Source organism: Thermatribacter velox (assembly GCF_038396615.1).
Classification (GTDB): Bacteria; Atribacterota; Atribacteria; order Atribacterales; family Thermatribacteraceae; genus Thermatribacter; species Thermatribacter velox.
Map to the genome: position 1 here is coordinate 1,620,988 of NZ_CP121689.1, position 26,151 is coordinate 1,647,138.

The following is a 26,151-nucleotide window of genomic DNA, read 5'->3' on the forward strand; positions in this document are numbered from 1 at the left end:
CTTTTTCCGTTAAAATAACTGTTCCTGCCTGGGCTGTTTTCGCATTGCAGCCTCGAGCTCACTTCGCCCGCTCAAAAACCCATCGAGAAGGCGCTTTTCCTGGCTTTCTCGAGGTAAAATTTCAGACACCGCCTGAGCAACCCGGTAAAAAGATTTTTTCGCACCGTAACCGGTTGTAAGGAGCACCTTTTTGATTTCCTCCTTTCTCCCCATCCTCCAGAGAAGAAGCACCCGGTGGAGTACATCAATGAGTTCGTCTGAGTTTTCCGTTTCCTCAAGCTTGCGCTCTTGGGGGCCCAGGACCCTTATGAATTCGTGCTCTTTTTTGATAAAGCCCTTATTCCACTCCTGCTCCAGCTCAAAGCCTGTGGATTGGGCGAGCTTGCGAGCCTCATCGAAATGCACCCTCGCTTCACCGTAGCCCCAGCGCCACAGGACGTAAAAGCGGGAAAGCGAAGAGAGCTCCCCGGCAATTCCGTTGTGAAACACCTGGCGTAGGGCATAGTCAGTAACCAGCCGGCGCACCTGCTCAATCATTTCCTCAGCACTGATTTCCCTTCCTTCGTAGTCCATGATCTTTTTATATTTTCCAAATATTTCGATTGAAGAACCAATGGCTGCTATGAAGTAGTCGGCACCGCTCACTCCCTCCTGCCAGAGCTTCTCGAGTTTGGCGTGCAGATATCTTTCGAGCTCCTCTTTCACCTCGTTGAGCCAGCCGGTCTCCTTTCGCTCCAGCTTGCGGCAGACAAAGTAGATGGAGGAAGCCAGGGCAGCGGATTCTTTTGCCCTCAGGCGGGCTTTCATCTCAGTGTCGATGGGCCAGGAAGCAGTAACCACCAGCCCGGAATCAAGCAGAGAGTTAATAAGCGTCTCCCAGCCGGAGGTTGATTTATGGGTGTAGACGATGGTGGCGATTCCGTTTGGCTTTAAAACCCTCGCCATTTCCTGGAAAGCTTTCTTAAGCATTTCTTCAAAGTATTTTTTGCCCGCTTCAAATCCACCTTCTTGATGCGAATAGGCAACAATTTCCTTTGACTTTGGGGTAAGCGGGGTCATAAAAAGCTCGGGATAAAGGTCCCCTATGCTTCTTTTGAGCCAGACATAGAAAAAGTCAGAAAGGTAAGAATAAGGCACATTGTCATAATAGGGCGGGTCGGTGAAAACAGCATCAAAGTAACTGTCGGGATAGGGGAGTTCTGTAGCAGAAGCCTGCTTCACCGTAGGGATTGCCGGGTTGCTGTTTTTTCCAACTGGGGTAATCTGGGAAAGGTGGGAGATTATTGAATCTATACCTTTTGTAGTCATGAGTCCACCATTCAAAGGATTCCTTTCACCATAATCCCATACCATAGGTAAAGCTTGCCTATTAAATATGTGTTCATTTCTTTCTTGGTCTGGTCTCCACACGGATAAAACTGAGTTCCAATCAGCCAACTTCCCTAACATCAGTCCCAAATACCCCACCACTGCCTTTGCATACTCTTCCTCATACCCTTCCTCAAGCATCTTTTGATAGGCTTGCCTTACTTTTTCGGTGAAAGTTATCAAAGCCAGCTTCTGGTGGGAGTTGAAAAGGTCACCCCACTTAAGCATGCTGTACCGCTGAACACGAAAACCAAGAGTTTCCTTCGGTGGTAATTCCTCATCCGGCACCGGGTCCATGCCCCACTCCTCCAAGAGCCTCCGTCTTTTTTCTTCCAGATACTCCTCTGCCTCTTTGAAAACCTCCAGATCCTTCTCCGTTGCCAGCCGGTATCTTTTCCCCTGGGTTCCGGGCTTGTTTAAAACCACGGCAGTTAACCTCTGGCCTGCCTTTCCCGTCTGGAAGAGTTTTCTCGTTGTGTTTGCATCCACAGTCGAGCCGCAAACAGGGCAAACCGCTATCGCCCCTGAAACTGTCCCCCTGGAAGGGTCAAAGCCCTCCGGCATCTTCTCATAGCCGTCGCCAACGATTTTGAACCTAACTTCCCCTTCCTCCACGAAAGAGTATAAAGCAACTTTTTTATTGCTCTTTTTAGCCAGCCAGAACTGCCTCATAAGCGGTATTTCAGCACCGCAGGTGGGGTTCTGGCAGGGAATGGTCCGCGCCCAGATGTAGCCCACCGGGATAGAGCCGTCGGGGTCTTTTGGGTAGAAGCTCCCAATTTCCCTTTTTGCTTCGCTCAAAACCCATTTCCCCCATTTTTTCACATCTTCAAGCAGGGGATTCACCTTTTCTTCCACTTCAAGCCCTATGCTATTTTTCTTTTTGCTTTTTGTATTTTTTCCATATTTTTGGGGATATTCAAGAGTGCACTTTAAAATAAGGGTAGCCACCGGGTTGTACTCAACCGCATGCACTTCACAGCCCAGGCGCAGGGCTTCAAGGGGAATGGAGCCGCCGCCAGAGAAGGGGTCAAGCACCCGGGGAGGGCACCCTCCGCTGGCTTCCAGAATCTCCTTTCTTGCCTTATCAAGCAAAAGGCGATTGAGCGAGTTTTCCCACCCGGCAAGCTCCACCAGGAACTGCCGCCTTTTCTCCTCTTCAAGCGCATCGTGAGGTGCAGGAACCAAAGCCGCATAGTTAGTGGCTCTTGAGCTTGCCAGAGGCCGGCGAGCCCACCAGATGTGGAGCGTCGAGATGTGCCCGTGGCGGATGTTCTTTTCTTTAGCTGAAATTTCGCTGATTTCTTTTACTGGAAAGCTTTCCTCGATGAAGCGCTTTTTTTCCACCGGTTTCCCTCCCTCTCTATTTCCAGTGTTATACTTTTACTCTCTCCATGCCTCCCCGGCTTTAGCCTTCCACTCGCTGGCTGGGACCACAAAGCGCACGATTTCCACTTTTTCCTGAGGGTTGAGGCCTGAAGCCGGGTCGTTGACAAGATAAAGCGTTGGTTTGGTAGCGGCATTGGCCACCACGTAAAGCCAGTACTCCTTCCCCAGGCGCTCAGCCGCGAACCACTCGTTGGGAGTCAGAGCCACCTCTCCCTCCCCAGCCCTTGCTTTCACCTCGATGTAGCGCACCTCACCATCGCCGATAGAGCGGATGTCGTAGCCCGAGTTATCAGAGGAAACATCCTCTGGATTGCGGCCCTGCCTTCTTTCGTATCTCATCGCTATTTCCATCCCAATCCGCTCAATTTCTGCATCTTCAACCATCGAAGCCCGTTCTGGAACCACCCTGGCCACCATCAAAAGCTCCGGAAGACGCATGGAGAGGCTCTGCTCTTTCTCTATTTCGTCCTCAAGTACCCGCGCAGCCTCTTCATAGCGCCGTTTCCGCTCTTCTTTGTTCCGTATAGGAAGGTCCACCTTTTCTCCCTGGGCTTGCCTCTCGTAAAGCTCGGCGAGGTCAGAATCGAGCTCGCGGATGAAGTGTTTAAGTGAATGCAACCCATATTTTCTCTTTATCTCTGCCTGCCTTTTGCGCTCCGAAGCAATCTCCTCCCGGTATTTTTCAAGTGCCTGCAGAGCAAAAGGCAGAAGGCGCTTCCCATCAAACAGCTCTTCAGAAGCTGCAAACGAAGGCCCATCGGAGCGCTCCACTGAGGCAAAGGCAAGGTCCCAGAGAAGAGCCGGGCTTACCTCCTTCTGCGTTTTCCCATCGTCGTAGATGACCAGAAGCTTCCTGCCCGCAATCTCACCCTTTCCGTCCTGCACCTCACCCAGATAGAAAAAGAGATAGCCGTCGAGCTTTCCGGAGGAATCTTTGAACACAGCGCCCTTTTTTGCTTGTTCCTGAAATTCCCTGATGACCCAGATAAGGAGTGCTTCAAGCAGGGGATGACCAAAGGAGACAAATTCAGCATCCGGGTTTTTGGAAGCCAGGTTCTTATCGAAGGTTACCTTCGGGTAGCTCCTGAGCATTTCGCCGTAGCGATTTTTGAAGCTCACATCTTCGGCAATTCTACGCAGGACGTAGGGCACAGAATCAATGGCCAGGAATTTCCCGCTTTCTCGGAACTTCCCGCCTGCTTTCACAAAGGCTTTTTTGAAAAAGGCCTCCACATACTCGGGCACCAGCCGGTGCTCTTTCGCTTTTTCAGTCATTTCCCTGATACGCTGATAATCGATGAATCTGGTCGCCAGGCTCTCGCCCAGCATATTCTTGACCCGGGTAATATAAGCTTCGTCGGGTTGAATGTCCAGCTCCTGCAGGATTTCGTCCATGTTTCTGGCGCTCACCACGGCATCCAAAAGGAGCTGGTGCAGTTTTTTGCCTTCAAAAATCTCACCAATGATGTCGAAAACCCGATCGCTCCCCAGCTTTCTCCGTATTTCATCCAGTTTTTCAAGCAGACGGGCGAGCACCTTTCCTTCTCTGGTATCATCAGCCACCAGGTTAAAGATGTAAACATCCTTTTGCTGGCCATACCTGTGGATTCTGCCCATTCTCTGTTCCAGCCGGTTGGGGTTCCAGGGAATGTCGTAGTTAATCATGATGTGGCAGAACTGCAGGTTGATTCCCTCTCCCGCTGCCTCAGTAGCCACCATGACCTCTGTTTGATCCCGGAATTCTTTCTCCGCCCGGACCCTTTCTTCAATGTTCATTCCACCATGGATGAAGTTGACCCGGTAACCCCACCTTTGAATCTTCTCCACCAGATATTCAAGCGTATCTCTGGACTCAGTGAAAATCAAAATCTTGGGGTTGCCGTTCATTTCTTTTATCTTCTCAAAACCTTCCTCAATGGCTTTTTTCAACTCCCGAAGCTTCACTTCCTCTTCGCTCTTAATAACCCGGCGGGCTTTCTCAATCAGGAGATCAATGACCCCGATTTCCTGCTGCAGCGCTTCCGGATTTTCAGCAGCGGTCAGCGCTTCCCACTCTTCCTCCTTTTCCCAGCGCTCTTTTTCTTCCAGGTCCTCCACTTCCTCCAGGTCAATCTGAGGTATTACGTTCCACTCCTCTTTTTCACCCATCTTGAGGATTTTCTCCAACCTGGCCTTTCTGCGCTCCAGAGAGCGCAGGAGCGCATAAGTGCTTGAAGCCATCCTGCGCTGCAAAATCATCAGAGCAAAGGTTACGTTGCGCTTTTCTCTTGAATCAGACCGCTCCGAAATCACAGTGTACTGCTCAGCTACGTAGCGAGAAAGCTCGTTGTAAAGCTCCTTTTCGGCTTCAGAAAGGTGGAACCTGATAGTCTTTGGGAACCTGCCGGTGAAAATGGGCTTACCCTCAAAATCTCGGAGGTCTTCCTTGAGCCTCCTTATAAAAAGCGGGTTATCTTTGTTTTTTAGCGACTCTTCAATCATCGAGGAAGTGGCAAAGAAACCGGGCACCAGAAGATCCAAAAACAATCGGAAGTTTTCAGGATCCCCTTTGTGGGGTGTTGCGGTGAGAAAAAGCAGGTGGTTGGAAGTTTCAGAGAGCACCTCCCCCAGCCGGTAGCGCTGGGTTTTGGCGGTCTTTTCGCCATAGCGGTAGGCAGACATTTTGTGCGCCTCGTCGACAATCACCAGGTCCCAGGAAACCGAGCGCAAGGTATGCAGGATATCCTCCTGCTTGGCAAAATCGATGGAGGTGATGACCTGGCTTTCTCTCTCCCAGGGAGTTTCCCCATAGGAAGCATTGAAAGTGTTCCGGTCAATGACCATGAACCTTTCGTCAAATTTATCTTTCAGTTCTCTGCGCCACTGGTCTTTCAGGTGTCCGGGAACCACGATGAGTATCCTCCGGGCAAGTTTTCTCAGTTTGAGTTCTTTCAGGACCAAGCCAGCCATGATGGTCTTTCCAGCTCCCGGGTCATCGGCGATAAGAAAACGAATACGGGGCTGCTTCAGGACGCGGTCATACACAGCCTCTATCTGAAAGGGAAGCGGGTCCACCCTGGAAACCGACATAGCAAGCAGAGGATCAAAAAGTGAAGCATGCTGGAGCCGCGTTGCCTCAGCCACCAAGAAAAATTCCTCCGGGTGAGCTGAAAAATCCAGCACCCTTTCCACTACTTGCAACTTGGCAAGCTGGTCCCTGGGCACAAGATGGTCCACGTGTTGCCGGGTGGAAGTAGTGTAGCCAACAATATGCAGGTAATCACCGATTTCGTCAATTCTTTCAACCCGAACCGGTTCGTTCCAAAACGGACCCTGAATAAGGCTTCCTTCTTTAATCACCCTTTTACCCCTCCCAACTTAAGGCAAATTTCGGGTATACCCGGTAAAAAGCACCCTGTAAAGGAAATAATGCAAAGTCCCCCTTACATTGTAAAACATTGGTGAAGAAAAGCTCAATTATTTGCCAATAAATAGCCGTAAGCCGGCCATTTTGCGAATTCAAGACCATGAAAGAGGGCATCAAACCCACCGGGGGCGCAGTTTCAGGAAGCAGGTGGTGGGATAACCGGCTGGGGAAGCGGCAATCGCAACCAGGCTTTATTTACTGGTAAGAGTTGGGGGGAACCTTGAAGCATTAAGGCAAGTTCTAAGAAACTGGTTTTTAGGATAACTCCCTGAAAGCATTATTTCTATGTATAGTGCTTCATCGGGAAAGACAATTTTTAAAAGATTCCATTCGTTGTTTTTTTGGGCTTCAAGCCCCTGGTTGCCAAGAGAATTCAGGTCAATTGCGTTCATTCTTCAAACATCCTTTTAAAATACTCTGCTGTGTTTTGGTAATCTTTCTGTCTTTCAGGATCTTCAATATCAAGCGACCATTTCAGCGGATCGTTTATTACATATTTCCTGATTCTTTCTAATTCCCTTTCATTGCGAATGATACGTTCGTAATAATTGCGTTGCCATAGGGGTTCACCAGGCGTTTTTCGCAATTCATTTATTTGTTTTGTGGCGGTGGATTTGAACAGCCGAACTATGGTGGGTATTGAATTGGATGTTGGTTTTCCAAATCGTTCCACTGTAGGGGCACGTTGCAACGTGCCCCTACAATCGGTATCAACAATTACCAAGATACCGTGCAAATGGTTGGGCATCAATACAAATTCATCAACAACGATATTGGGCCGGATAATGGAGGTTCGCAACCATTCATTTTTTACAATCACTCCCCATGCACTCAAAAGCATTTCACCATTAACAATGCTTCCAAACAAACACTCACGATTCTTTGTGCAGATGGTGATAAAATAGGCGCCTGCTTGAGAATAATCGTAATCTTTCAATCGGATAGAACGGCGGTGGTGAATATCAGGATGGTATCTCATCTTTCCATTCCCTTGTTGGGGTGGGGTAATTCCTGGATTGCCTCGACGATGAGTTTACTCGGTTTCAATTTCTCCTTTGTGTTTCTTTCAGTATTTCTTCTATTCCTTGCAAAGTCTCCATGCTGACACCTCCACCAGCGGGAACTCGGAAAAAGATACTCCTATACCTATTCCAACATGTCTTTCGGTGTGCCAGCCCACATAAGCTTCATTCTTTTGCGCTCAAAGAAGCTGCAAGAAGCACCAGTTTACATCGCAAAGCATCAATTTCATACCCTCAGCAAGTAACTTAACCTGTTGTAGGTGCATCACTTAAAATCTTCTCTCTTCTCGCCACAGCGCAAGAGCTCAGAAATGAAAAGCGCTGGGTACAAATCGCTGATGCGCCGCCTCAAGCGAACGCAGAATAAGCAGAGGAAGGGAAAAGGCGCAGTTAAGGTTTAAAGAACGCGGGAGCTATAATTTTTCTATGCATTTTTCAACTCCTTTATCAAGGGTAAAGATTACGTATTTTCTGCTATAGGCACAGAGAAGGCAATCAACAAAGTCCAGGTTTTTGGATTTGAAAATGTGCAATGCCTCAAGCACCACATCCTTATCCTGAATCTTTACCCCCTTCATCTTCGAAAACTCCTCCAGAACTTCTGCTATCTCCTCTCTTTTCACATTGTAAAGACCTCGAAGGACATAGATGACTTCTGCGATAACCGACTGTAAAAAGAGAGCCTTTTTCAAGCCAGAAAACACCTCGTCAAAGAACTCCTCTGCCTTTTTATAAAGCTTTGGGTCGTCTTTCAAAAGATAGCGAAGGATCACATTAGCATCAACGATTACTGTGTTTCTCTCTGAAGGCATTGTTCACAGCCTCTTTTTCCATTTTCAGGATCTCTTCTATGGGTTTATCTTTCAGGGCGTAGCGATGGAAAATACCACCAATTTTTTTCACCGGCTTGATGATCACTTTTTCTTCTTGCATCTCGATTTCCACCAGGTCGGTTCCAAGTTTTTTGCGAAACTCCACTGGGATAGTAATCTGCCCTTTTCTGGTAATTTTAGCAGTTTTCATCTTACTCACCTCTTGAGTATTACCTAACAATAGAGTAAAGCGTAAAAAGAGCTTTGTCAAATAACCTTCTGCTTTAGCCAGAGGGAAAAGCAATCCGAAAGAGCAAAATGGCTGACATTGTCATAACAAGGCGGGTTGGTGGAAAACGGACCCGAAGGAGTTTCCGAAAATAGAGCAGGTCTTTCGCCGAGGCCTTTTTAGTACCAGAAGGGAATAATCCTTTTCTTACCCACAACTCCCTTTGCGCTCATATCCAAGCTTTAGTAGAAAATTTTCCACCGCAGAGATAAATTCTTCAGCATTTTTCAACACTTCTTCTGCGTCTTCCTTACCCTGGAACAGGAAAACATCATAATCCCCTTTCTCTCTTTCCCGAAAAGCATTGAGCAGATATCCGTGGTACTTTTCTTCAAATTCTCCTGTCTTGACAAATTCTTTCCCAAACCCAGAGATAGCCGCAGAATGTTTTTTAAAAATCTTTGGTGAGGAGAACCGCCTCTGCGGAATAAAACATTGCATAGTAGGCACGTGAAACAGCAAAGTCGTAATAACCCTTAGAAAACAGTTCTTTTGCCGCATCCAAGCTTCTTCGGGCTTTGTGCAACAGAGCCTTCACTTCTTCAGAATATTTCACACTCTTATCCCTTCCTCTTTGACATTCAAAAGAAATGGCGTGTTAAATCGCTCAAAGATTTCCACCGGGTAATCAATACAGGCAATGGTTACATCGTTTTCAAGGGAAAATCTGCTTATGACCTCGTCCATTTTCCTTTTTTCTTCCCGAGAAAGCTCACCCTTTACAAGAAGCAAAAGGTCAATGTCTGAGAATGCACCTTCTTCTTTTCTTGCATAAGACCCAAAAAGTATCAATTCCTGAAACTTCTCACCCAAAACCTTTATGATCTCCTGCTTCAAATCCCTCAGAACCTTTTGTAGTTCAGTCATTCTTCTTCCCCCGTCATTCTGCTGGCAGAACCTCAAGAAAGCGTGAGAGGGTCTTTAAAACTTGCCCCACCATACCCTCACTTCTTCCGGCTTTAGAAAAGCCCTCAGCCCACCCGGTAAAAAGCACCCTGCAAAGGAGGCAACACAAAATCCCTCTACATTGTAAAGCATTGGTGAGGAGAAACTCAATTATTCGCCAGTAAACAGCCGTGAGCCGGCTGCTTTGCGAATCCAAAACTATGAAAGACGGTTTAAACTCACCGCAGGACACAACGCAGACACACCCCCGGGGTTTTCCCGGGGGCGCTGTTTCAGGAAGCAGGTGGTGGGATAACCGGCTCAGGAAGGGGCAACTGCAACCAGGCTTCGATATCCTTTTCATCAGCATCCCAGCGATAGGCAACTTCCAGGTTGTCTTTACTGATGAGCTGAGTGGGAGCCCAGTAAAAGTGTCCGGGCTCAATTTCGCCTTTGATAACTCCCAGCAGTATGCGCAGGGCCATGACCGAAGCAATGGAAGGAGGATTGGCATTGGTAAGCTGCAGCTTGCCTTCCCGGATAAGATCCAGGCCGTATGGAGCGCCGTTTTGAGAAACGATTTTTACCTGATCTAACTTACCCAGCCGCTCCAGAGCGTTGGCGGCCCCAACTGCCATGTCCTCATTCTGCACGAAGAGTCCCACCAGGTCCGGGTGAGCAGTGATGATGTTAGTTGCCGCCTCATAGGCTTTCTGGCGGTTCCACTCTGCCGATACCTGAGCCACCACTTTCAGGTTGGGATTCTTAGCCAGGCCTTCTTTAAAGCCTTCACTGTATGCCTCAGCATCACCCCGACCCAGGGTGCCCTCAATGATGGCTACCTTGCCGCTTTCAAGGTTTTCAGCCATCCATTCACCCAGAGGTCTGGCAAACGCTTTGAGGTCAATTTGCATGAACCCGGCCGACTTGGGAAGCAAGTCAGGATGATACCCGTACTGGAAGAAAATGGGGACACCAGCCTTGCTGGCAGCATCCACGGCTGCTCGCTCCGAAGAGAGCGACACGGCGTAAATAAGGATTCCATCTACTCCTCGAGAGATGGCATCCTGAACGTTGGCAAGCTCCTGAGCGGGATCCAGGTTGGAGGTATAAATGATCATCTTCACTCCCAGCATTTTTGCTGCCATCTCTGCCGCCTGAGAACCATACTGGTAATAGGGTTCACCTGTGGCTCGAATGAACGCAATCTCCAGCTCTTCTTCAGCAACCGCCAGACCCCACACATCCAGCACCAGAAACATAATCAAAACCAAACTTAGAATACTCCTTTTCATGACCTTCTAACCTCCCTTCAAAAATCTCTTGTTCTTAAACTTTCCACATCAAATAAAAAAGCGCGCTATCACCTCCCTCAACGCGAGCCCTGAAACATCACTGCCAGCACCATAATGGCACCCAGAACCACGTTCTGGAAATTGGCGCTTATGCCCATCAGGTTGATGCTGTTTGATACCAATCCCAGAAGCAAAACACCAAGTAATGTACCCCACACGTTCCCCCGTCCCCCAAAAAGAGGGATTCCCCCAATGACCACCGCGGCAATGGAGCGCAGTTCATAACCCGTACCCATGGTAGGCAGGGCGGAATCCAGAATGGAACTCAGCATCAAGGCAGCAATACCTACAAAAAGCCCGTTCAAACCGTAGAGAAAAATCTTCACCCGTCCAACTCTGATTCCTGAGAGCCGACTGGCTTCCTGGTTACCACCCAGGGCGTAGGCGTATCTTCCCAAGGGGAAATAGGTTAGGAACAGGTGCACCACCAGGAGTAAAATCACGAAAAGGACCACCGGCATGGGAACCCGGAAGAAGTCCCGTATGCCAAGTAACTCATACAGTCCTCCCATACCGTTTATGGGACTACCCCGGCTGATAACGATGGCAATACCCTGCAAAAAAGTCATCATACCCAGAGTGAAAATGAAAGGATGAGCCCGCTCTAAAGAAGCCAGGAACCCGTTGAAAAGACCAAAAAGCACCGCTACCCCCAGACAGGTAATAATCCCGAAAAACAGAGAGGCACTGTGCATGATCACCAAGCCTCCCAGGTAGGCGCTGAGGGAGAGCAAACTCCCCACCGAAAGGTCCAGGTTCCCGGAAACAAGAAGAATGGTCGCTCCCAAGCTGACTACCCCCAGAACGGAAATCTGAAGCAGAATGTTCAGGAAGTTCTGTACGCTCAGAAAACGGGGATTCACGATGCCCGTAAACACAGCGATAGCCACCAGCACCAGAAGCAACACCCAACGACCACGTAAGGCCATACCTTTCATCATTCACCCTCCCAGCATGAGTCGGAGCAATTCCTGAGGAGTCGTCTGCTCAGGTCGGTCAATTTCCTGCACCACCTTCCCCCGGTGAAAAACCAAAATGCGATCGGTTACCGTGATCAGCTCGTCAAAGTCCGAAGAGAAAAGGAGAATACTCTTCCCCAGCGACCTTGCCTGGAGCAGGAGGTGATGAACTTCTGCCCGAGCTTCCACATCAATCCCCTGAGTGGGATCTTCAAGCAACCAGCACCAGGCATCGGAAAATAAAGCTCGGGCCAGTAGCACTTTACGCTGGTTTCCTCCGCTCAAAATTGCCACTTCTGCCCGCTCACCGGGGACAGCAATGTTCAGGGCACGAACGTACTCCTGTCCCACAGCATGTTCTTTGCCCGGGTGAATAAGCCCTCTCCACAAAACCTTCTTCAAACGGGAAAGGGTGATGTTTTGAGTAAACCCCAGGGGAAGCACCAACCCTTCCCGGCGCATGTCCTCAGGCATAAAAAAGATTCCCAGCTCAACTGCGTCGGTAACCTGATAAGGCTTGAAAACCTTGCCCTGGATGGTAACTTTTCCCTCGCTCCATTTATGGAGGCCTGCCAAAGCACGCAGCACACTGCGACATCCCGAACCTGTAACCCCCAGAAAACCCACGATTTCACCTCTGCGCAGCAGAAAGGAAACTTCCTGGAAGTTTTTCCCGTCTCCCAGGTTCTCCACTTCAAGTACCACTTCCCGGGGTGGACTTTTCTCTCCCGTGGGCTTTCGAGCCAGCCGATGCCCAGCCATCTTTTCTACCAGCGCCTCTTTATCCACCTCGCCACTTTGGAAAGTGCCTACCTTCTGGCCATCCCGGAGCACGGTAACCTTCTGAGCTATGGTCAGCACCTCCTCCAGGTGATGGGAAATATAGAGAATGGCCATGCCCTGTTCCCGCAGACGGTTGACGAAGTCAAAGAAAAACTGGACCTGCTCTCTGGAAAGTGCTGCAGTTGGTTCATCAAGAAGAATCACTCGGGTCTTCTCCTGCAAAACCTTTAAGATGGCCACTTCCTGCCTTTCAGCAACGGAAAGGCTCTCCACTTTCGCCCGAGGGTCCAGCGAAAGGCCGAAAAGGTCAATAACCCGCTGGGCTTCAGCAAACATCTTTCCAAAATCCACCCAGCCGCCCCTGGCTCGCCACTCTCTCCCCAGAAAAAGGTTCTCAGCTACGGTCAAACCAGGAATCAACTGCTGCTCCTGGTAGACGGTGGCAATACCCAGACTCCGGGCCAGGTAGGTCTTGAGGTCTCTGAGGTGATTCCTCTTTTTGGGGTCTGGGTTTCGGGTGTGAGCGTTTCTCAGGATACCCTGGACACCCTCCCAGTTTCCCTCCTGGAGAGTTCGGTGGAGTTCAGGAAAAAGATGGGGACAGTGGGCAAAGGTTCCTTGAACATACTGCAGGAGATGGAAGCGATCCAGGACAAAGATGCTTTTGGGGAGGATTTCACGGCCTTTCTGCATCCAGGAAGTTCCATCTCCACAGAGGAAAATGCACTCCCAACGGTCCAGGTCATCATGTTCCTCCAGGTACTCGAAGACCTCGAACCAGGGGTTTTCGGTGTCCTCATAGAGACCAGCAAAGGAGTGAGGGTGGCGGAGCTTGGTCCTTTCCCCATCTTGCACCTTTCCCTCATGGACATAGACGAGTTTGGCAAAGAGGCGTCTTGTTTCTTTGCTTCTGGGTATTCCTGATGCTTCTTTTTTCCTGCTGGGGACATGGTCCTCATCGGCTTCGATGAAGAGGTAGGGGCAAGACCTGCGAGAGACTTTTCCTCTTCCCCTCTCTGGGAAGGGGAGGTATCGGTCGCTTCCTCAAGGAGCAAAGCTTCAGGCAGGGGATTGATACGCCGTTCCTTCTTTCACCCTGTAGAAGAGTCAAGGAGGTGGATGTACTTTTGAGTTCCTCTCTTCCCATAGTAGGTCCGCTGGTAGGTCACATCCCCAAAGGGGGTGAGGATGGTCCTTTTGTCCTTGCGCACCACCTCGAAGCTCTCTTTCTCCTTCTATCCTCTCTAATTTCCTGGTCTTTGGTGTCCAGGACCACCTTGAGGATTTCCCTTCCCACACCGTGCATGGTCTCCCAGAGGTCCTCTCCGAATTCCTGGAAGGTCACCCCCTCCTCCAGAAAGTGGTCCACTGTTTCCAGCATCCTCTGACATCCTTTGAGAATATGCTGTACCATATCCATGGACCTCACCTCCAGAGAAGTGTGTTGTTACACAGACAAGGTTTATACCACACTGGACGGTGAGGTCCTTTGTGTTTCTTTGAGACGCCTACAATGAACTTACATCACCTCTTTCCTCCTCCAGGTTGGGGTGGTAAAATACTCTTGAGGAGGGAAGGATGTGTTCACTCCCATTCTGAAAAGAACTTTATCTCTACTTACCGGGATTTTTGCTTTTCTGGTTCTTCTTGGGTTTTCCTCTGTTTTTGGGAAAGAAACAGACTTCTTGCAAATTCTCTACAAATGGGAACCACTGCAGGAATCTGACGGAGTGTCACGCATCATCGCTAATGCCTCCCACACCCCCACCAGTGGCCCTTTTCAGGATGGAAACCTTCTGGCTTTTGTAGTGCGGAAGAACGTTCTTGTGGTCGTTGACTGTGCGACTCAAAAGGTTATCTGCGAGAAGGCATTTCCTGAACAGTGCATCCTTCATGGTCTGTGTGAGGGATATGTCTTTTACTACGCTGGCGAAGCCGTAGACACGCAGGTACTCTCCCTTGAAACACAAAAAGAGAAAGTATTCCCTGGAAACCTGGTCCTGGTTGCCGAGGGTGGATTTTTGGTAACCAACGACCGGGGCGTAGTTCACGTCTTCGATGTAGAAACGGAAGAATGCCTTCTAAGTGAGCCCGTTCCTGGAGGAGGACAGCCAGTAATTGCCTTTGGGAAGGTAATCCTTGTGCCCACCCAGGATGCACAACGGAATTTCGGCGGATATCTCGGTTTCCTTCCTCAGGATCGCAAGCGCTTCCCCATTACCCACCTCTCCCCAGGAGTGCGGTTCTTTTTCCCCGAACGAAGTGGTCACACCTGGGAGAGCCGGAATTCCATTCCGAGCACATTCCTCCCCATTCTTTGCCAGGAGAGGGATGCAGTGTTCCTGGAATTCCTCGATGAAGCTGGTGAAATGGTGCAACGGTTCCCTCTTCCAGATATCGTCCCTGCCCCACGTATTGTTCCTTCACCGCTTCATTTTTTCGATGCATTTTCTGGCAAGATGCTCCTCGCTATCGAGGATGAAACTGAGACGTTCCATTTTTTTATTGCCGATACCAGAGAACCACCAATTTCCCTGGGCCAATTTACGCCTCGTGGTAAAACCACGCTCTATGGTGCTTTCCTGGATGACGACACCGTAATCATCGTCGAGGAAAAGGGTCCTAAGGAAACCGTTCTCCATGCATTTTCCCCCGATGGAAGGCGAGTTACCGAAAAAACCCTCTGGCCCCCGGGATTGAGCGCGAGAAGGTGCCGGGTGGTGGGCGGAAAAGAACTCCTTGCTACCCAGGGACATCTCCTGCTGCGCTATGCTCTTCCTCCGGGAGAACTCACCGGGGTCTTCGTCTTCCCCGAAGGATATGATCCGAGTGAAAGGGTCCTCGTTCTCCGAGATAAGGGATGCACCTTCCTCAGTAATCGCTTCGAACGGGACGAAGGAATCGAAAACCCGATGCTGGTCGCTTTCGATATTTCTGGCCCAGGCTGGCCCCTCCCCATAGAACTCGTAGAAGTGTCTCCTCATGGGGAAAGTCTTTCCGAGGTTTTTGAAGATTTACCCACCGAGCTTCGTTTTCACACCCTCCCGGAACTCGAGAAACTCCTCTCGGTGAGTGTGAAGGAGGTCTCTATCACCAAAGAGGAGGAACGCCTTACCTTTACCTGGCTTACCCCCAAACTCCAGGATAGCACCCCCAAGGTGACCACGGTCACCGCCTCCTTGGGGCCGGCTCAAAGAACTTTCGCCATGACCGTTATTCCCTTTCCCAATCCTCTTTACCTTGAAGTTCAGACGTATCCCGAAGGGGAACACCTCGTAGCCAACTGGACGCTCAGGAACAACGCTCCGGTGGATATCGACGATTTACGTTTCAACCTTGAAACTAAGAACCTCCAGTTTGTTAGCGGTGATCCATTGCCAGAACGGATTGCCAAAAAAGAAGTAATCCATGGAAAAATCTTTTTCAAATACCTCCCGAGCACACCAGAGTGCCAACCCCTGTGGAATGGCTATACCTTCTTGGTTTCTGGCACACTCCGGGTCACCTCCCGCCGCGGTACTGCCGAGGCTTCCTTTGACACTCCGTACACCGTGCACCCGGAATATGCTTTCGAAATCCAGATCCAGCAGGATCCTGAGCGGCCATGGTCGTACCTCTTCGCTGATGATATCCTCCGGCACCTCCAGGTCTTCGATGCCGCAGGAAACAATATTACCGGGAATTTAACCTTAGAAAAACGCGATGACTACGTGGTACGGATACAGGGAGTCGCTCCCGGTTTTCCAAGTACATCCCTTCCGCTTCGCCTTATCTGGGAGCAGGACTGGCGGATTTTCGAATTCCAGGCAAGGTTGGGGAGTCCAAAAACACGGATCGTTGCTCCACTCCTTCGAGGGAGCTGGGATATCTCCTTTGCTTTTCCTGGGAATACCATCCAGCAAGTAGTGGAACCTTGGAGATTCACTCCACCCCGGTTCACCCTGACCCTCCCGCCCAACGCCCATCCGGTAGCAGACTTCCTCATTTCCGAAGATGAAATGCACTATTTCAGGAGCGTGGCATTTGATGGAAGCGCTTCCTCCGACCCTGATGGGGTGATCATCAAGTACGAGTGGTCCTGGCCTGGTTCAGCCATAATTGAAGCACGAGAATTTGCCCATTTCTTTTCTGTGCCTCAGATCATGCCGGTGACTCTTAAGGTTACCGATGACCGTTGGCAAACGACAAGTGTCACGAAAGAAGTGGCTGTGGACCAAAGACGAACTATTGGCGGCAGGCGCCTCACCATTCCTCCTGCCTTTGCGCGACAAAACTCCGCCACCTACGAAGTGGAGGTTTTGACTGGAGACCTGGAAAATGCTGGTACCGATGCCCAGGTGTTCCTTGCTCTCTATGAACCCGAGGAGCGGGAAGGTGTACGGTACGGCTCAGGGGTTATGCGGCTCTTCCATAGCGGTAACCCCTTTGAACGAGGACGGCGGGATATCTTTTCAGTTACCGGACGGGCTATCGAAAACCTCGACCACATCGTCCTTCTCCATGACAATTCCGGAAATAAACCCGGCTGGTTTGTCTTAGGACTTAAGGTGAAAGACACCCGCTCGGGGACCGAATGGGTATTCCTTCCCAACCGGTGGCTGGCTCTTGATACAGGGGATAGAAAAACCTATGGGAAGTTCACCCCAGTAACCGACCTTTACCCTGCTGGCATTTTTGCAGAAGGTGAGCGAAAATCCCTCAACCTCGTCGAAGCAAGTGACACGGTTTTCATCCTTCCCGAGGACTGTACCCGTTTTTACTTCACCTGCCTCGATGGCCAGAGGGATATGGAAGTGTTCCGTCAGGATGGCCGCTTCCTCGGTCGACAATCGGCCAATCCTGCCTGGAGGAAACGGGAGCCACCGTACCTTCCCGAAGATGAATGGGGAGTAGCCTTTGAAGCCGCAACCCTCACCCGTCCAGAACGGTTCCTCATAAGAACCCGCAAGGGAACCGAGGTCAGGGAGAAAACCGTCTGGGTTTTTCCTGCAAACTGGGCCAATTACAAAAACGAAGCACTCCAGGCAGTGGTCTTATCCGCCCTCGAAGGGAAAACCGAGGTCTTCCTGTGTGGGAAAACCGTTCGAGAATACTTGGCCGGACTAAACCCCGATGTGGTGAATGCTTCCCTACCGGTGATCGATTATGGCGTGAGTGCTTTCTCCATTTTCGGTGTTTCTCCGGATGATTACCTCACTGATGCCCTTTCTGAAGGACTTGGAGATTACCTTACCAACCAGAAAAGCCTTATCCAGCAATTTGGTTTTACCCTGGGACTGGCTTCAAGCACCGTTGACCTCCTCGATTACCTCTATGACGCTCTCAACTGGTCGGTGCAACTCCCTGGAGTGGTATCGGGTTCAGTCGCGCAAGCATATAAAGTCATTCTCCTTCAGGAACTCGGTCAAAACGACCCAACCCTTCGGCAGATAACTCTCCTCCTTGAGCGAAGTAAAACTCTGGTGGAGGAAATCATCGGTTGTTTCGAATCTAACGACCCAGATTCCTGCAAAGGGAAGCTTGCCACTCTGAGAACACTGACAGTGGGAAACAACCCCTTTAGTCCCACCCTTTCTGACCACGCTATGAATTATGAAGCCCTGGGAGTTACTGACTGTGAACCCGTAAGGCCTGATTATCCGCTAGCTATTCTCCTTTCTCTTGCCGCAAGCAATGTCAAAAACTGGCGAGAGAACGGCCATTCCATCTATAGGCAGGATGCTCTTCTCAACATCCTTCCCCATGACCCAGTTACCGATACCAATGCGGCTCTTGATGTCTACGAACCGCTCCTCCAGACCATCATTCAAACTGGAAGCATTCTCATTAACGTATGCCTTCTCAGCGGAACATAGCCTTTTTTGTGGGAAATCCTACCCAAGTTGATACACCTCTGGTAAAACTCCCTATACGGCAATAACCTGGATACGGGTCATCTCGCAAAAATCAAGGATAGCCAGGTAAGGCTCCTTTCCATACCTCAGGCACGCCCGAACTCCTTCACCCCACCTTGCAAATGGTCCAAACCGCCAGCCTTTCAGCACTCCCCTCAGTGAGAATTTCCTGAACTTACTAGTTGAGAGGCTTCAAATTTACACAAAACCCGAATTCTTTTTTCAGAAACACGTATTTTGTGGTGGCATATTCTATTTTGTGTTACGGCAACTCCCAAAGGGCAACAAAACCTCTTCTCTGAAAAACGAGTCGTAACCCTTTTGCTAATCCTCTGAGTTTCTCATCCCAAAATTTCCTTTAAAAATTTGAATCCTAAGAATCTTTGATGAGATAGCCAGTCGAGAGTCATTCTTATACTTCTCTCCATGCCTTTGAGTACACATCGAAACTATCTGACCCTCCATCCCCTATCCTTGACAAGAGCTCAGTGGTTAAAATTTTGCGAGGGCGGAAGAGAAAACCTCACCGGTCTTTCCTCATAAACCGTTTCTTCGTCGAAAGGGTGTCAGAGGATTTCTAACATTCTCCTTGTCCAAGCCACAATTGCCGTGTTGCACCCCTCCAAAAGGCACTTTCGGTAATAAAGCTGAAGATACGGAGAAAAGCGCTGAGCCGATCAGGAAAGCTCCACCATCGCCCCTCTCGGCCACGTATATTACCCTGCTTGACGAGACGACCAGATATACCCTACCTCCTGGAGCGTAGTGCTGAGAACTCAACCCATATAGGAAGCCTATTTTTCAGACCGACCGCACTGTTTCACCCGATCAATCTCTAAACTGTAACCTTGGCCAAAATGGAATCCAATCTCCAACTTCCCATCCTCAGTTCATAAACCTATCATCTCCCTCTCTGCCTCCTTAGTACCAAGACTCAAAAAAACCTCCAATAACTTCAAATCCTGAGTCAGAAGATGACCTTCCCCCGGTTGAGTGGAGGCAAAGAAAAGGAGAGCATCATGAACTGGAGGTGTCAGAAAATGGAAAGAAGAAAGTATGACCGAGAGTGAAGCTCTCGATTTTGCGTCTTGTTCAGGAAAGGAAGTAGAGTGTAGCACAGGTTTCGCCAGGGACTTTGGTATTGGGGAAAGTCTTATCTATACGTGGAAAAGGACTTTCCGAGAAGAACCACAGGACCCTTTTCCTGGAAAGGGAAACCTTCGAAAGGATGAGGCCTATGTGCGCTAATGAGAAAAAGAGCTCAAAAGGGTTGCTGAAGAAAAAGACTATCAAAAAAGCGCGTGAACTTTTCTCAAAGACACCAAAATGAAATTCTCTTTTCTGGATACCCACCGCTACCTTTTCGGTGGAGAGGTTGAGTCAAAGTCTTGCAGGTTAGGGTAGAGGGGGTATTACGCCTTTTTGAAGGAGCGGCGAATCGAAGGAAGCTAAAGCCAATCGAGAACTCCTTACGGCCACCACGAAGGCTTTTGAGGGAAGGAAAAGTATGTATGGGAGTCCCAGGATGACTGCTTTCCTCACGAAGAAGGGCTATAGGTGGGGAGAAACCGGATAATTCGACTGATAAGGAAGTATGACTATGCAACACGAACTCGGAAGCGGTATCGGGTCACCACCAATTCGGCTCATGCCCTCAAGAAAACTCCCAATCCGGTACACCAGGGATTCCAGGCTGAGAGACCAGATTCTATTGCTGTTTTGATATCGCCTGTATCCCCAGGAAAGAGGGGTGGCTGTATCTTTCGGTCATCATGGACCTCTACTCCCAGAAAGTGGGAGGCTGAGATGCCAACGAGAGACTGAACCAGGAATTCCTCCTTTGGGTCCTTCAAAAGCTTTGGAACGGAGAAAGCCGGCTTGTCCCCTTCCCCATCACCCCATCAGGGGATTCAGTATAGTTATCCAGTATCCGAGGATTGCCACAAGACACGGGGTGATCCCCAGCATGAGCAGAAAAGGAAACCGTTCCGATAATGCGGTGATGGAATCATTCTTTAAGACCCTAAAGACCGAACTCATCGGAAGAAAATACAAGACCCAAGAAGAAGTAAAACTGAGTCTCTTTGTCTCCATTGAGGGATTCTATAACTCAGAAAGACTATTCCACACTGGGGTAGAGGAGAAAAGAGGAATTTGAAAGACAATACGAGTTAGAGTAAAATAACAGTGCTTCCACCTTTTGGGGGAAGTCCAGTATGATGCAGAGTAAGAATGTGCAGACAAAGGAGGGCGAGGAATGAGATACGTTTCCCTTGTTCTTGTGCTTTTTGGGTTCCTTGCAGGAGGTATGGCCCTCGCATCGTCTCAGGATGTTGTCATCATTGACGATCCATCCTTTGTTCGCCTCATCGCTCATCCAAACCCAGACTATCGCCTCATGTGGGCCACAGACTACGTTCTTGAGGTCCAAGCCATGGACCCGGCAAAACCCGTGGAGGTTTCCTATCTTCTCCTCGATTCTTCGGGGACGCCCGAGTTACAGACTTCAGGCGTGGAGGTGCGGGAGAACGATTTCATCGCTGGATGGGATCCCGGGAAGCAGTATTACTTTCATACTGAAGTTGGGGGATGGGCCCGTCCGGAATTTGCTGCGAATCCTCAGTATTTCCCTTTTCCTCACTACCGAACCCTTCTCCTGGTTCTTGCCCGCTATGAGAAAATATACGCTGTTTTCCTGCGAGAGAACGATGGGCAGGTGACGTTTCAGGTCCTTCAAGGTGGACCTTTCCAAGGCCTTGAGGTCCCCGGACTCGGGAGAGTGACCATGCGAGATGGACAGTTCGAGATTCTCTCTTTCGGGGAGCCGATTGAGGTTGGCCTCTGGGCCAAGGGAAAGTACCTTCATGACGAGGTGGCGGGTTTCGCTCGTCCAGAGTTTGCCCAAAACCCAAAGTACTACCCGATTCCACACTATGGGCTCTTCATGCTCATGATTGCCCGGTATGGCAAGATTGGGGTCATTATCGGAAATGAGAACGACGGGAGAATTGGGACTATCGTGCTTTCTGGGTCCCGGGTTCTTGGGGAAGAAACGATTCCGGGTCTCTGTACTGTCCGGGGTCTCTCGGGATCTCGCATTCTCGTGAGAGCGCTGGGGGGACCCGTGGAGGTCACCCATTTCGGCTTTGACAACACCTGTTATCAGTGGGAGGTGGGGGGATGGGCCCGTCCCGGGTTCCAGGAAAATCCCCAGGTGCTTCCCCTCAGGCACTACACCCCGGGCTTCTTTACCCTCAGTCGGTACAATAGAATCGGGGTCTTCTTCTACAACGAGAATGATGGAATCCTTGGAGTCCTCCCCGTACAGGGAGTCGGGAACCCCAAAGAACCTCCCGCTTTCTAGTCTCCAGAGTTTGCCTTTCGACTCCTTGGAGAAGTTGCTGAAAGGGAGAAAGGGAACATCCTCCCCTCCCCCTACAGTCCCGTTGAGTCATTTTCCATGATCCTTGGAGGTGCCCGTGGTGAAACGGAGAGAGTCCTATTCTCTGTCCTCGGCCTTGAGGGATGCTCGGGCAAAGATGCAGATCGAGAGCGGGCGAAACTCCGGGAGGCCCTCAAAGCCCTGGACAAGGACTTGGAATCTCCTTTGAGGTCGCCAATGTTCTCTGGGGGCAACGAGGCATAGCGTTTCGTGATGAGTTCCTTAAAGAGAGCGAGGCCCCTTTTGGGGCACGTCGGGACGAGAGTAAAGACCCTTTTGTGCGCGAGGACAGTGCCGAAGCTCTGGGCAAAATCGGAAACCCCAGAGCAATACAACCTTTGATCGAAGTTTCCGGAAAATGAATACCGAAAATTCCGACCTCTGGTGGAAGGCTTCCTGAACCCTTTTACACACCAAGGATTCTGCGGTGGTGGAAGTCTTTTGTGAAGCGCTGCAGCACGATATTCCTCAAGTGCGGATGGGTGCGGCCTATACCCCGGGAGAAATCGGCGATATCCGGGCCGCGGAACCCCTTCCTGTGACCCTTCGGGGAGAAAACCTTGGCCTGGAAAAGACCGCCGCCTGGGTCCTGAGTCAAATTGGTGGTCCAAGAGTACCTGAGGTCCTGTGTGAAGCACTATCGCAAAAAGACATCGTCATCATCGCCGGGGCATACGAGTTTTTGTCGTTCACTGTCCACCAGGTGTGGAGGAAAATCTACTTGAAGTTCTCGACCACTTCGAGGAAGACGAAATGGCCGAACTGTTGCTCCGGTCGGAAAATCCAATTCTTCGCGGAGGCGCCAGACAGTGGGCCAGAAAGCGAAATCATGAATTACTACTGGACACATTCAGTCAGAACGGGGATGACTGAAACAATATAGGCAAAGACCTGGACCAAGAAGGCATACCAAAAGGTTTCCCCACATCCTCTAAACCATTTGGTAAACCCGGTTACCCTTTCTTTTCCCGGCAAGAATCCCTTCTTCGCGCCGGCTCCTTTTTCCCATACAAACCCACCAACTGGGCCTGAGCCAGAACGTGCTGGTCCATTCCCTTGAAAAGTCTTTTGCGAGTCATTTTCGGATCCGGCCTGACCATGGTACCCAGAGCAAAGATTCTGAAACAGTAGCGGTGGGTGCCAAAGGGTGGCTTTGGTCCCATAGAGGCATTCTGGCGGAAAAAGTTTCAACTCTGGACTGTTCCATCAGGGAGAAACTTTTCCTCAGGAATCCTTTCTGGTAAATCCCGTTTTTCGGGAGGAATATTATAAAGAACCAATGGGTAATGACCCCAACAAATGGGACGTCCAGGCCTTCGACGAGGATGGCAAAGGACCTGGTCTCTCGGGGAGGGTTTTTCCAGTGCAAAGAAACTCTATACCTATCAATCTCCCGTTTTTCATTCTTTCAAACAGCGATGATCGACCGGTAAACCCTATTATCGCCCTCACCCTCCGAAAAGACAATATTCACGATGGACTGGAGCTATGGTCGCAGAAGTTCCAAGACGTAGTCAGCCGGTACATTCGAATTTTTCCTGATGGAAAAATAAAAAAGCGGAAGAGGACATCCTCTCCCGCTTGACTGGCCCTACTTCAAACCGAGTTTATCTTCTTCCGCCGTTACCACCCTGCTGGCCGGACTGGTTCCGGTTATTCTGGCCCCACTGGTTACCGCTTCCATCCTGGGGGCCACTCTGGCGACCCTGGCCGGGGGCGTTCCCGTTACCATTGCCATTCCCTCCGTTCTGCAGGGTGACCCGATTCCGGTTCTGATACTGGTTGCCCGATTGAGGCCCAGATGTTCCACTCCAGACCGGTTTCCCGTTGGCATCGCGCAGGGTCAGGGTTACGGCGTTACCATCCTGACTTTTGCTCACACTGTAAGCGACCAGAACATTTTCACCGGTCCGTTCCCCCACGATGGTGACCTCGTCATCAGCCTTTATAGAGAAATCGTCCACAAACCATGCCGGACCGAGTTCCACCGTGAGAACCTCCTCACCTACCTGAAGGCGTAAACTGGTATTCGGGGGAGTAAGGTCAACCGCAAGGACCTTGCCGGCAATCAACTCGGTTTTTCCGGTGAGATTCTGCCCCCAGTTGTTCTGTGCCAGTGCCAAAGCCGAAAACCCCAGCACCAAAAGACCGGTTAACACCATTCCCAGAAAAAGATTTTTCCGCATCGCTACCACCTCTTTCTTGATTTTACGAATATCCTACCAGCAAGGTTCGACTAAAAAATGGATAACTTACGGCAAAATTGTGAAAATTACCAGATCCATTTCGGCACAACAAAGAATCCGGTTAAAAAAAATTTTATCTCCCCTTCATATTCCCTTAAAGGACTGGTTTTATGCTCTTTCTAACCTTAGAAAGGAGGTATAGCAATGCAGCGCAGAGTCGGATGGTGGATTGTTCTGGTGTGCGTTGTGGTGTTGTGGGCGAACCTGGCAGGAGCCCAGGAAACCTTCCAGGGCGTGGTGTTCGAGGATGCAAACGGTAACGGAACCTTTGATGTTGGCGAAAAGGGTATCCCCGGGGTATGTGTGTCAAATGGAATTGAGGTAGTCCAAACCGACGCAACAGGGCGTTACACCCTTCCCGTGCGAAACGAGATGGTGGTTTTTGTGATCAAACCTGCAGAGTATACTCTTCCGGTGAATGAGAAGAACATTCCCCAATTTTTTTACGTCCACCGACCCAATGGATCACCTGACTTTATCCAGGAGTATAAAGGATTCGCTCCCACAGGAAACCTTCCCGTCTCGGTAGATTTTCAACTTCTTCCCGGACAAAAAACCGAGTCCTTCAAAATGATCGCCATCGGCGATACCCAGGTGACCGACCATCGGGAGATCGGATACCTGCGGGATTCTCTGGTCAAAGAACTCCAGGGTGTCGATGCCTCGTTTGCGCTTATGCTTGGAGACAACGTCAACGATGTGCTGGGGCTCTATGACCGTTATCTCACGGTTATGGGAGAAATGGGAATCCCCACCTTCTATGTTCTGGGAAACCACGACATGAATTATGACTCTCAAAACGATGCCTATAGCACCGAAACCTTTACCAAAAAAGTGATGCCTCCCTACTACGCTTTCAACGTGGGTAAGGTTCATTTCGTGGTCCTCGACAGCATCATCTGGGATGGCAAGGCGTACTACGGTGGTATTTCCGAAGAGCAGCTTACCTTCCTCAAGAATGACCTCGCCATGGTGCCAGCGGAGAATCTCGTCGTTATCGCCATGCACATTCCTCTCATTTCCTACATGGACCGCGCGGCTGAAAAACACCAGGTGAAAAACCGGGAAGACCTTTTCAAAATCCTTGAAGGACGCAAAGTTCTTTTCCTTGCTGGCCACACTCATACTCTGGAGCGACTCTATCCCGATACGACCATCGACGGTTGGTCCCCAAATCTTCCTTTCCCCCAGATTATCGCTGGCGCTGGATGTGGCTCTTGGTGGAGCGGCCCTAAAGATGAGTACGGAATACCTTTCTCTTACCAGCGGGACGCAGCCCCCAAAGGCTACATGATCTTCGAATTCCAAGGAAACGAATGGAAAGAAACCTATAAAATCTATGGCCGAGCCATTGATGACCAGTTGAATATCTCGTTCTTTATCGCCGACCGGGTAGAACGACGGCTCAAGGACCCAGCACTCCCCGAGGGAATCTTCCTCAAAGGAGACCTCCTGGGTGTCCATGTGGTGGCCAACGTTTTCTGTGATGCCGTGGAAGTCACCTGCAGCATCGACAACAAGGAAACCCAGGCCATGACTCGTCGCTCTCTTCCTGACCCCATGATGAACTGGTACGCAAACGACCTACCCGATTGGATGCGCCCAGTTGGTTCTACCCATACCTTCTCGGCTCCACTTCCCAGCACCCTCGAAGCCGGCTTCCATACGGTCACTGTCACAGTAAAGGATCGTTATGGAAGGATCTACCAGGAAAAGCGCCTCTTTGAAGTATGGTGAAAAAAAGAAGGCGGGGTCACCTGACCCCGCCTTGAATGTTTCAACGATTTACCCGAGAATCCCTGCCCTTTTTTCTGGCTATAGAAAGAAAACCGCACCACTCAAAGGGAGGTCTCAACCATGTTCGGCACAAGGAAGGATCTTGGGTTTTTTGTTCTTTTTCCTTTTGTCTCTTCGCTTTCCCACTCGTCGCGCTCGAGGTTGGAGGTTTCAATAGTACCGTTTGAGTCGTCTCCCAGGACAATGAACCATTCACCGAGAAAAATCTTTTGGGTAAAATCACCGTCCTTTTCTACGACACCCGCGACACTGCCTCCACGAATAATGACCTCAAGCACGAAATCAGGGATTTCCGGAAAGCTACCTTGCCTCTTTTAGAAAACCTCCAGGTCGTCCAGGTGATTCATGTCTCCAGCGCCAATCTCAATCACCCTGGTACTCTGCCATTTTCAGTTCTACACCACAAACCGGGCATTTCATCTCGCTCACCCCGTAAACCAGAAATGCATATGGTTACGCCTATCCAGAAATCGGGCTCTGCGCTTCACGCAACAAGGAATTTGA

General features: G+C 50.0%; 26 protein-coding genes. 8 read left to right on the top strand and 18 right to left on the bottom strand.

Features of this window, described 5'->3' with window-relative positions:
• Window positions 1-9 precede the first annotated feature (9 nt).
• From QBE54_RS08055 to QBE54_RS08120, 14 genes are all read right to left on the bottom strand, one after another.
• A complete protein-coding gene (locus tag QBE54_RS08055; protein ID WP_369017684.1) occupies window positions 10-2,715 on the bottom strand; it encodes a DUF1156 domain-containing protein in 2,706 nt (901 codons plus the stop codon).
• A 36-nt stretch (window positions 2,716-2,751) separates the two neighbouring features.
• On the bottom strand, window positions 2,752-6,096 hold the full coding sequence (locus QBE54_RS08060; protein ID WP_369017685.1) for a helicase-related protein: 3,345 nt from the start codon (window positions 6,094-6,096) through the stop codon (window positions 2,752-2,754).
• Window positions 6,097-6,354: 258 nt separating this feature from the next.
• Window positions 6,355-6,555: a hypothetical protein gene (locus QBE54_RS08065; protein WP_369017686.1), complete on the bottom strand. Its 201-nt coding sequence runs from the start codon at window positions 6,553-6,555 to the stop codon at window positions 6,355-6,357.
• Window positions 6,552-7,142 carry a transposase gene (locus QBE54_RS08070; protein WP_369017687.1) on the bottom strand — a complete coding sequence of 197 codons (591 nt, stop codon included), beginning with the start codon at window positions 7,140-7,142 and terminating at the stop codon, window positions 6,552-6,554. The genes QBE54_RS08065 and QBE54_RS08070 overlap by 4 nt, the downstream gene beginning before the upstream one ends.
• Window positions 7,143-7,598: 456 nt before the next feature.
• A complete protein-coding gene (locus tag QBE54_RS08075) occupies window positions 7,599-7,997 on the bottom strand; it encodes a PIN domain-containing protein (RefSeq protein WP_369017688.1) in 399 nt (132 codons plus the stop codon).
• Window positions 7,966-8,208, bottom strand: coding sequence for an AbrB/MazE/SpoVT family DNA-binding domain-containing protein (locus tag QBE54_RS08080; RefSeq protein WP_369017689.1), 243 nt, complete (start codon window positions 8,206-8,208; stop codon window positions 7,966-7,968). The genes QBE54_RS08075 and QBE54_RS08080 overlap by 32 nt, the downstream gene beginning before the upstream one ends.
• A gap of 225 nt (window positions 8,209-8,433) precedes the next feature.
• Window positions 8,434-8,727: a HEPN domain-containing protein gene (locus QBE54_RS08085; protein WP_369017690.1), complete on the bottom strand. Its 294-nt coding sequence runs from the start codon at window positions 8,725-8,727 to the stop codon at window positions 8,434-8,436.
• On the bottom strand, window positions 8,678-8,842 hold the full coding sequence (locus QBE54_RS08090; RefSeq protein ID WP_369017691.1) for a HEPN domain-containing protein: 165 nt from the start codon (window positions 8,840-8,842) through the stop codon (window positions 8,678-8,680). The genes QBE54_RS08085 and QBE54_RS08090 overlap by 50 nt, the downstream gene beginning before the upstream one ends.
• On the bottom strand, window positions 8,839-9,153 hold the full coding sequence (locus tag QBE54_RS08095) for a nucleotidyltransferase family protein (protein WP_369017692.1): 315 nt from the start codon (window positions 9,151-9,153) through the stop codon (window positions 8,839-8,841). The genes QBE54_RS08090 and QBE54_RS08095 overlap by 4 nt, the downstream gene beginning before the upstream one ends.
• A 311-nt stretch (window positions 9,154-9,464) precedes the next feature.
• Window positions 9,465-10,466: a sugar ABC transporter substrate-binding protein gene (locus QBE54_RS08100; protein WP_369017693.1), complete on the bottom strand. Its 1,002-nt coding sequence runs from the start codon at window positions 10,464-10,466 to the stop codon at window positions 9,465-9,467.
• A gap of 77 nt (window positions 10,467-10,543) precedes the next feature.
• A complete protein-coding gene (locus QBE54_RS08105; RefSeq protein WP_369017694.1) occupies window positions 10,544-11,464 on the bottom strand; it encodes an ABC transporter permease in 921 nt (306 codons plus the stop codon).
• Window positions 11,465-11,467: 3 nt separating this feature from the next.
• Window positions 11,468-13,237, bottom strand: coding sequence for an ATP-binding cassette domain-containing protein (locus tag QBE54_RS08110; protein ID WP_369019419.1), 1,770 nt, complete (start codon window positions 13,235-13,237; stop codon window positions 11,468-11,470).
• A 122-nt stretch (window positions 13,238-13,359) separates the two neighbouring features.
• On the bottom strand, window positions 13,360-13,482 hold the full coding sequence (locus QBE54_RS08115; protein WP_369017695.1) for a UPF0236 family transposase-like protein: 123 nt from the start codon (window positions 13,480-13,482) through the stop codon (window positions 13,360-13,362).
• Complete coding sequence (locus QBE54_RS08120; protein WP_369017696.1) at window positions 13,434-13,688, bottom strand: UPF0236 family transposase-like protein; 255 nt, start codon at window positions 13,686-13,688, stop codon at window positions 13,434-13,436. Before QBE54_RS08120 ends, QBE54_RS08115 begins: the two co-directional genes overlap by 49 nt.
• Before the next feature lie 160 nt (window positions 13,689-13,848).
• Here QBE54_RS08120 and QBE54_RS08125 point away from each other — a divergent pair, with 160 nt between their 5' ends.
• Together QBE54_RS08125 and QBE54_RS08130 are read left to right on the top strand one after the other, a co-directional pair.
• Window positions 13,849-18,123 carry a PLAT/LH2 domain-containing protein gene (locus QBE54_RS08125; RefSeq protein WP_369017697.1) on the top strand — a complete coding sequence of 1,425 codons (4,275 nt, stop codon included), beginning with the start codon at window positions 13,849-13,851 and terminating at the stop codon, window positions 18,121-18,123.
• 1,095 nt (window positions 18,124-19,218) lie between these two features.
• Window positions 19,219-19,410: a transposase gene (locus QBE54_RS08130; RefSeq protein ID WP_369017698.1), complete on the top strand. Its 192-nt coding sequence runs from the start codon at window positions 19,219-19,221 to the stop codon at window positions 19,408-19,410.
• A 398-nt stretch (window positions 19,411-19,808) separates the two neighbouring features.
• Here the strand turns inward: QBE54_RS08130 and QBE54_RS08135 are convergent, their stop codons facing one another.
• Window positions 19,809-20,015: a hypothetical protein gene (locus QBE54_RS08135; protein WP_369017699.1), complete on the bottom strand. Its 207-nt coding sequence runs from the start codon at window positions 20,013-20,015 to the stop codon at window positions 19,809-19,811.
• 113 nt (window positions 20,016-20,128) lie between these two features.
• Between QBE54_RS08135 and QBE54_RS08140 the strand changes: the two genes are divergently transcribed.
• From QBE54_RS08140 to QBE54_RS08160, 5 genes are all read left to right on the top strand, one after another.
• The gene (locus QBE54_RS08140) at window positions 20,129-20,320 is read left to right on the top strand and encodes an IS3 family transposase (protein WP_369017700.1); all 192 of its coding nucleotides are present in this window, start codon (window positions 20,129-20,131) and stop codon (window positions 20,318-20,320) included.
• 99 nt (window positions 20,321-20,419) lie between these two features.
• The gene (locus QBE54_RS08145; protein WP_369017701.1) at window positions 20,420-21,526 is read left to right on the top strand and encodes a hypothetical protein; all 1,107 of its coding nucleotides are present in this window, start codon (window positions 20,420-20,422) and stop codon (window positions 21,524-21,526) included.
• A 57-nt stretch (window positions 21,527-21,583) separates the two neighbouring features.
• Complete coding sequence (locus QBE54_RS08150; protein WP_369019420.1) at window positions 21,584-21,808, top strand: hypothetical protein; 225 nt, start codon at window positions 21,584-21,586, stop codon at window positions 21,806-21,808.
• 74 nt (window positions 21,809-21,882) lie between these two features.
• A complete protein-coding gene (locus QBE54_RS08155) occupies window positions 21,883-21,966 on the top strand; it encodes a hypothetical protein (RefSeq protein ID WP_369019421.1) in 84 nt (27 codons plus the stop codon).
• Window positions 21,967-22,034: 68 nt separating this feature from the next.
• Complete coding sequence (locus QBE54_RS08160; RefSeq protein ID WP_369017702.1) at window positions 22,035-22,487, top strand: HEAT repeat domain-containing protein; 453 nt, start codon at window positions 22,035-22,037, stop codon at window positions 22,485-22,487.
• Window positions 22,488-22,557: 70 nt separating this feature from the next.
• On the opposite strand, the gene QBE54_RS08165 is transcribed toward QBE54_RS08160, so the two are convergent.
• A complete protein-coding gene (locus QBE54_RS08165) occupies window positions 22,558-22,767 on the bottom strand; it encodes a hypothetical protein (protein ID WP_369017703.1) in 210 nt (69 codons plus the stop codon).
• Window positions 22,768-23,211: 444 nt separating this feature from the next.
• Window positions 23,212-23,790, bottom strand: a complete 579-nt coding sequence (locus QBE54_RS08170) for a hypothetical protein (RefSeq protein ID WP_369017704.1) — start codon at window positions 23,788-23,790, stop codon at window positions 23,212-23,214.
• A 204-nt stretch (window positions 23,791-23,994) separates the two neighbouring features.
• On the opposite strand from QBE54_RS08170, the gene QBE54_RS08175 reads away from it, so the two are divergent.
• The gene (locus QBE54_RS08175; RefSeq protein WP_369017705.1) at window positions 23,995-25,587 is read left to right on the top strand and encodes a calcineurin-like phosphoesterase C-terminal domain-containing protein; all 1,593 of its coding nucleotides are present in this window, start codon (window positions 23,995-23,997) and stop codon (window positions 25,585-25,587) included.
• 101 nt (window positions 25,588-25,688) lie between these two features.
• Here QBE54_RS08175 and QBE54_RS08180 read toward each other — a convergent pair whose 3' ends face one another.
• Window positions 25,689-25,925, bottom strand: a complete 237-nt coding sequence (locus QBE54_RS08180; RefSeq protein WP_369017706.1) for a hypothetical protein — start codon at window positions 25,923-25,925, stop codon at window positions 25,689-25,691.
• Window positions 25,926-26,151 lie beyond the last annotated feature (226 nt).

Coding starts and splice junctions, on each gene's coding strand:
- QBE54_RS08065 (WP_369017686.1), bottom strand. CDS start 6,555: ATGAACGCAATTGACCTGAATTCTCTTGGCAACCAGGGGCTTGAAGCC.
- QBE54_RS08070 (WP_369017687.1), bottom strand. CDS start 7,142: ATGAGATACCATCCTGATATTCACCACCGCCGTTCTATCCGATTGAAA.
- QBE54_RS08075 (WP_369017688.1), bottom strand. CDS start 7,997: ATGCCTTCAGAGAGAAACACAGTAATCGTTGATGCTAATGTGATCCTT.
- QBE54_RS08080 (WP_369017689.1), bottom strand. CDS start 8,208: ATGAAAACTGCTAAAATTACCAGAAAAGGGCAGATTACTATCCCAGTG.
- QBE54_RS08085 (WP_369017690.1), bottom strand. CDS start 8,727: ATGCAATGTTTTATTCCGCAGAGGCGGTTCTCCTCACCAAAGATTTTT.
- QBE54_RS08095 (WP_369017692.1), bottom strand. CDS start 9,153: ATGACTGAACTACAAAAGGTTCTGAGGGATTTGAAGCAGGAGATCATA.
- QBE54_RS08100 (WP_369017693.1), bottom strand. CDS start 10,466: ATGAAAAGGAGTATTCTAAGTTTGGTTTTGATTATGTTTCTGGTGCTG.
- QBE54_RS08105 (WP_369017694.1), bottom strand. CDS start 11,464: ATGAAAGGTATGGCCTTACGTGGTCGTTGGGTGTTGCTTCTGGTGCTG.
- QBE54_RS08120 (WP_369017696.1), bottom strand. CDS start 13,688: ATGGATATGGTACAGCATATTCTCAAAGGATGTCAGAGGATGCTGGAA.
- QBE54_RS08130 (WP_369017698.1), top strand. CDS start 19,219: ATGACCGAGAGTGAAGCTCTCGATTTTGCGTCTTGTTCAGGAAAGGAA.
- QBE54_RS08140 (WP_369017700.1), top strand. CDS start 20,129: ATGAGCAGAAAAGGAAACCGTTCCGATAATGCGGTGATGGAATCATTC.
- QBE54_RS08145 (WP_369017701.1), top strand. CDS start 20,420: ATGAGATACGTTTCCCTTGTTCTTGTGCTTTTTGGGTTCCTTGCAGGA.
- QBE54_RS08165 (WP_369017703.1), bottom strand. CDS start 22,767: ATGGGACCAAAGCCACCCTTTGGCACCCACCGCTACTGTTTCAGAATC.
- QBE54_RS08170 (WP_369017704.1), bottom strand. CDS start 23,790: ATGCGGAAAAATCTTTTTCTGGGAATGGTGTTAACCGGTCTTTTGGTG.
- QBE54_RS08175 (WP_369017705.1), top strand. CDS start 23,995: ATGCAGCGCAGAGTCGGATGGTGGATTGTTCTGGTGTGCGTTGTGGTG.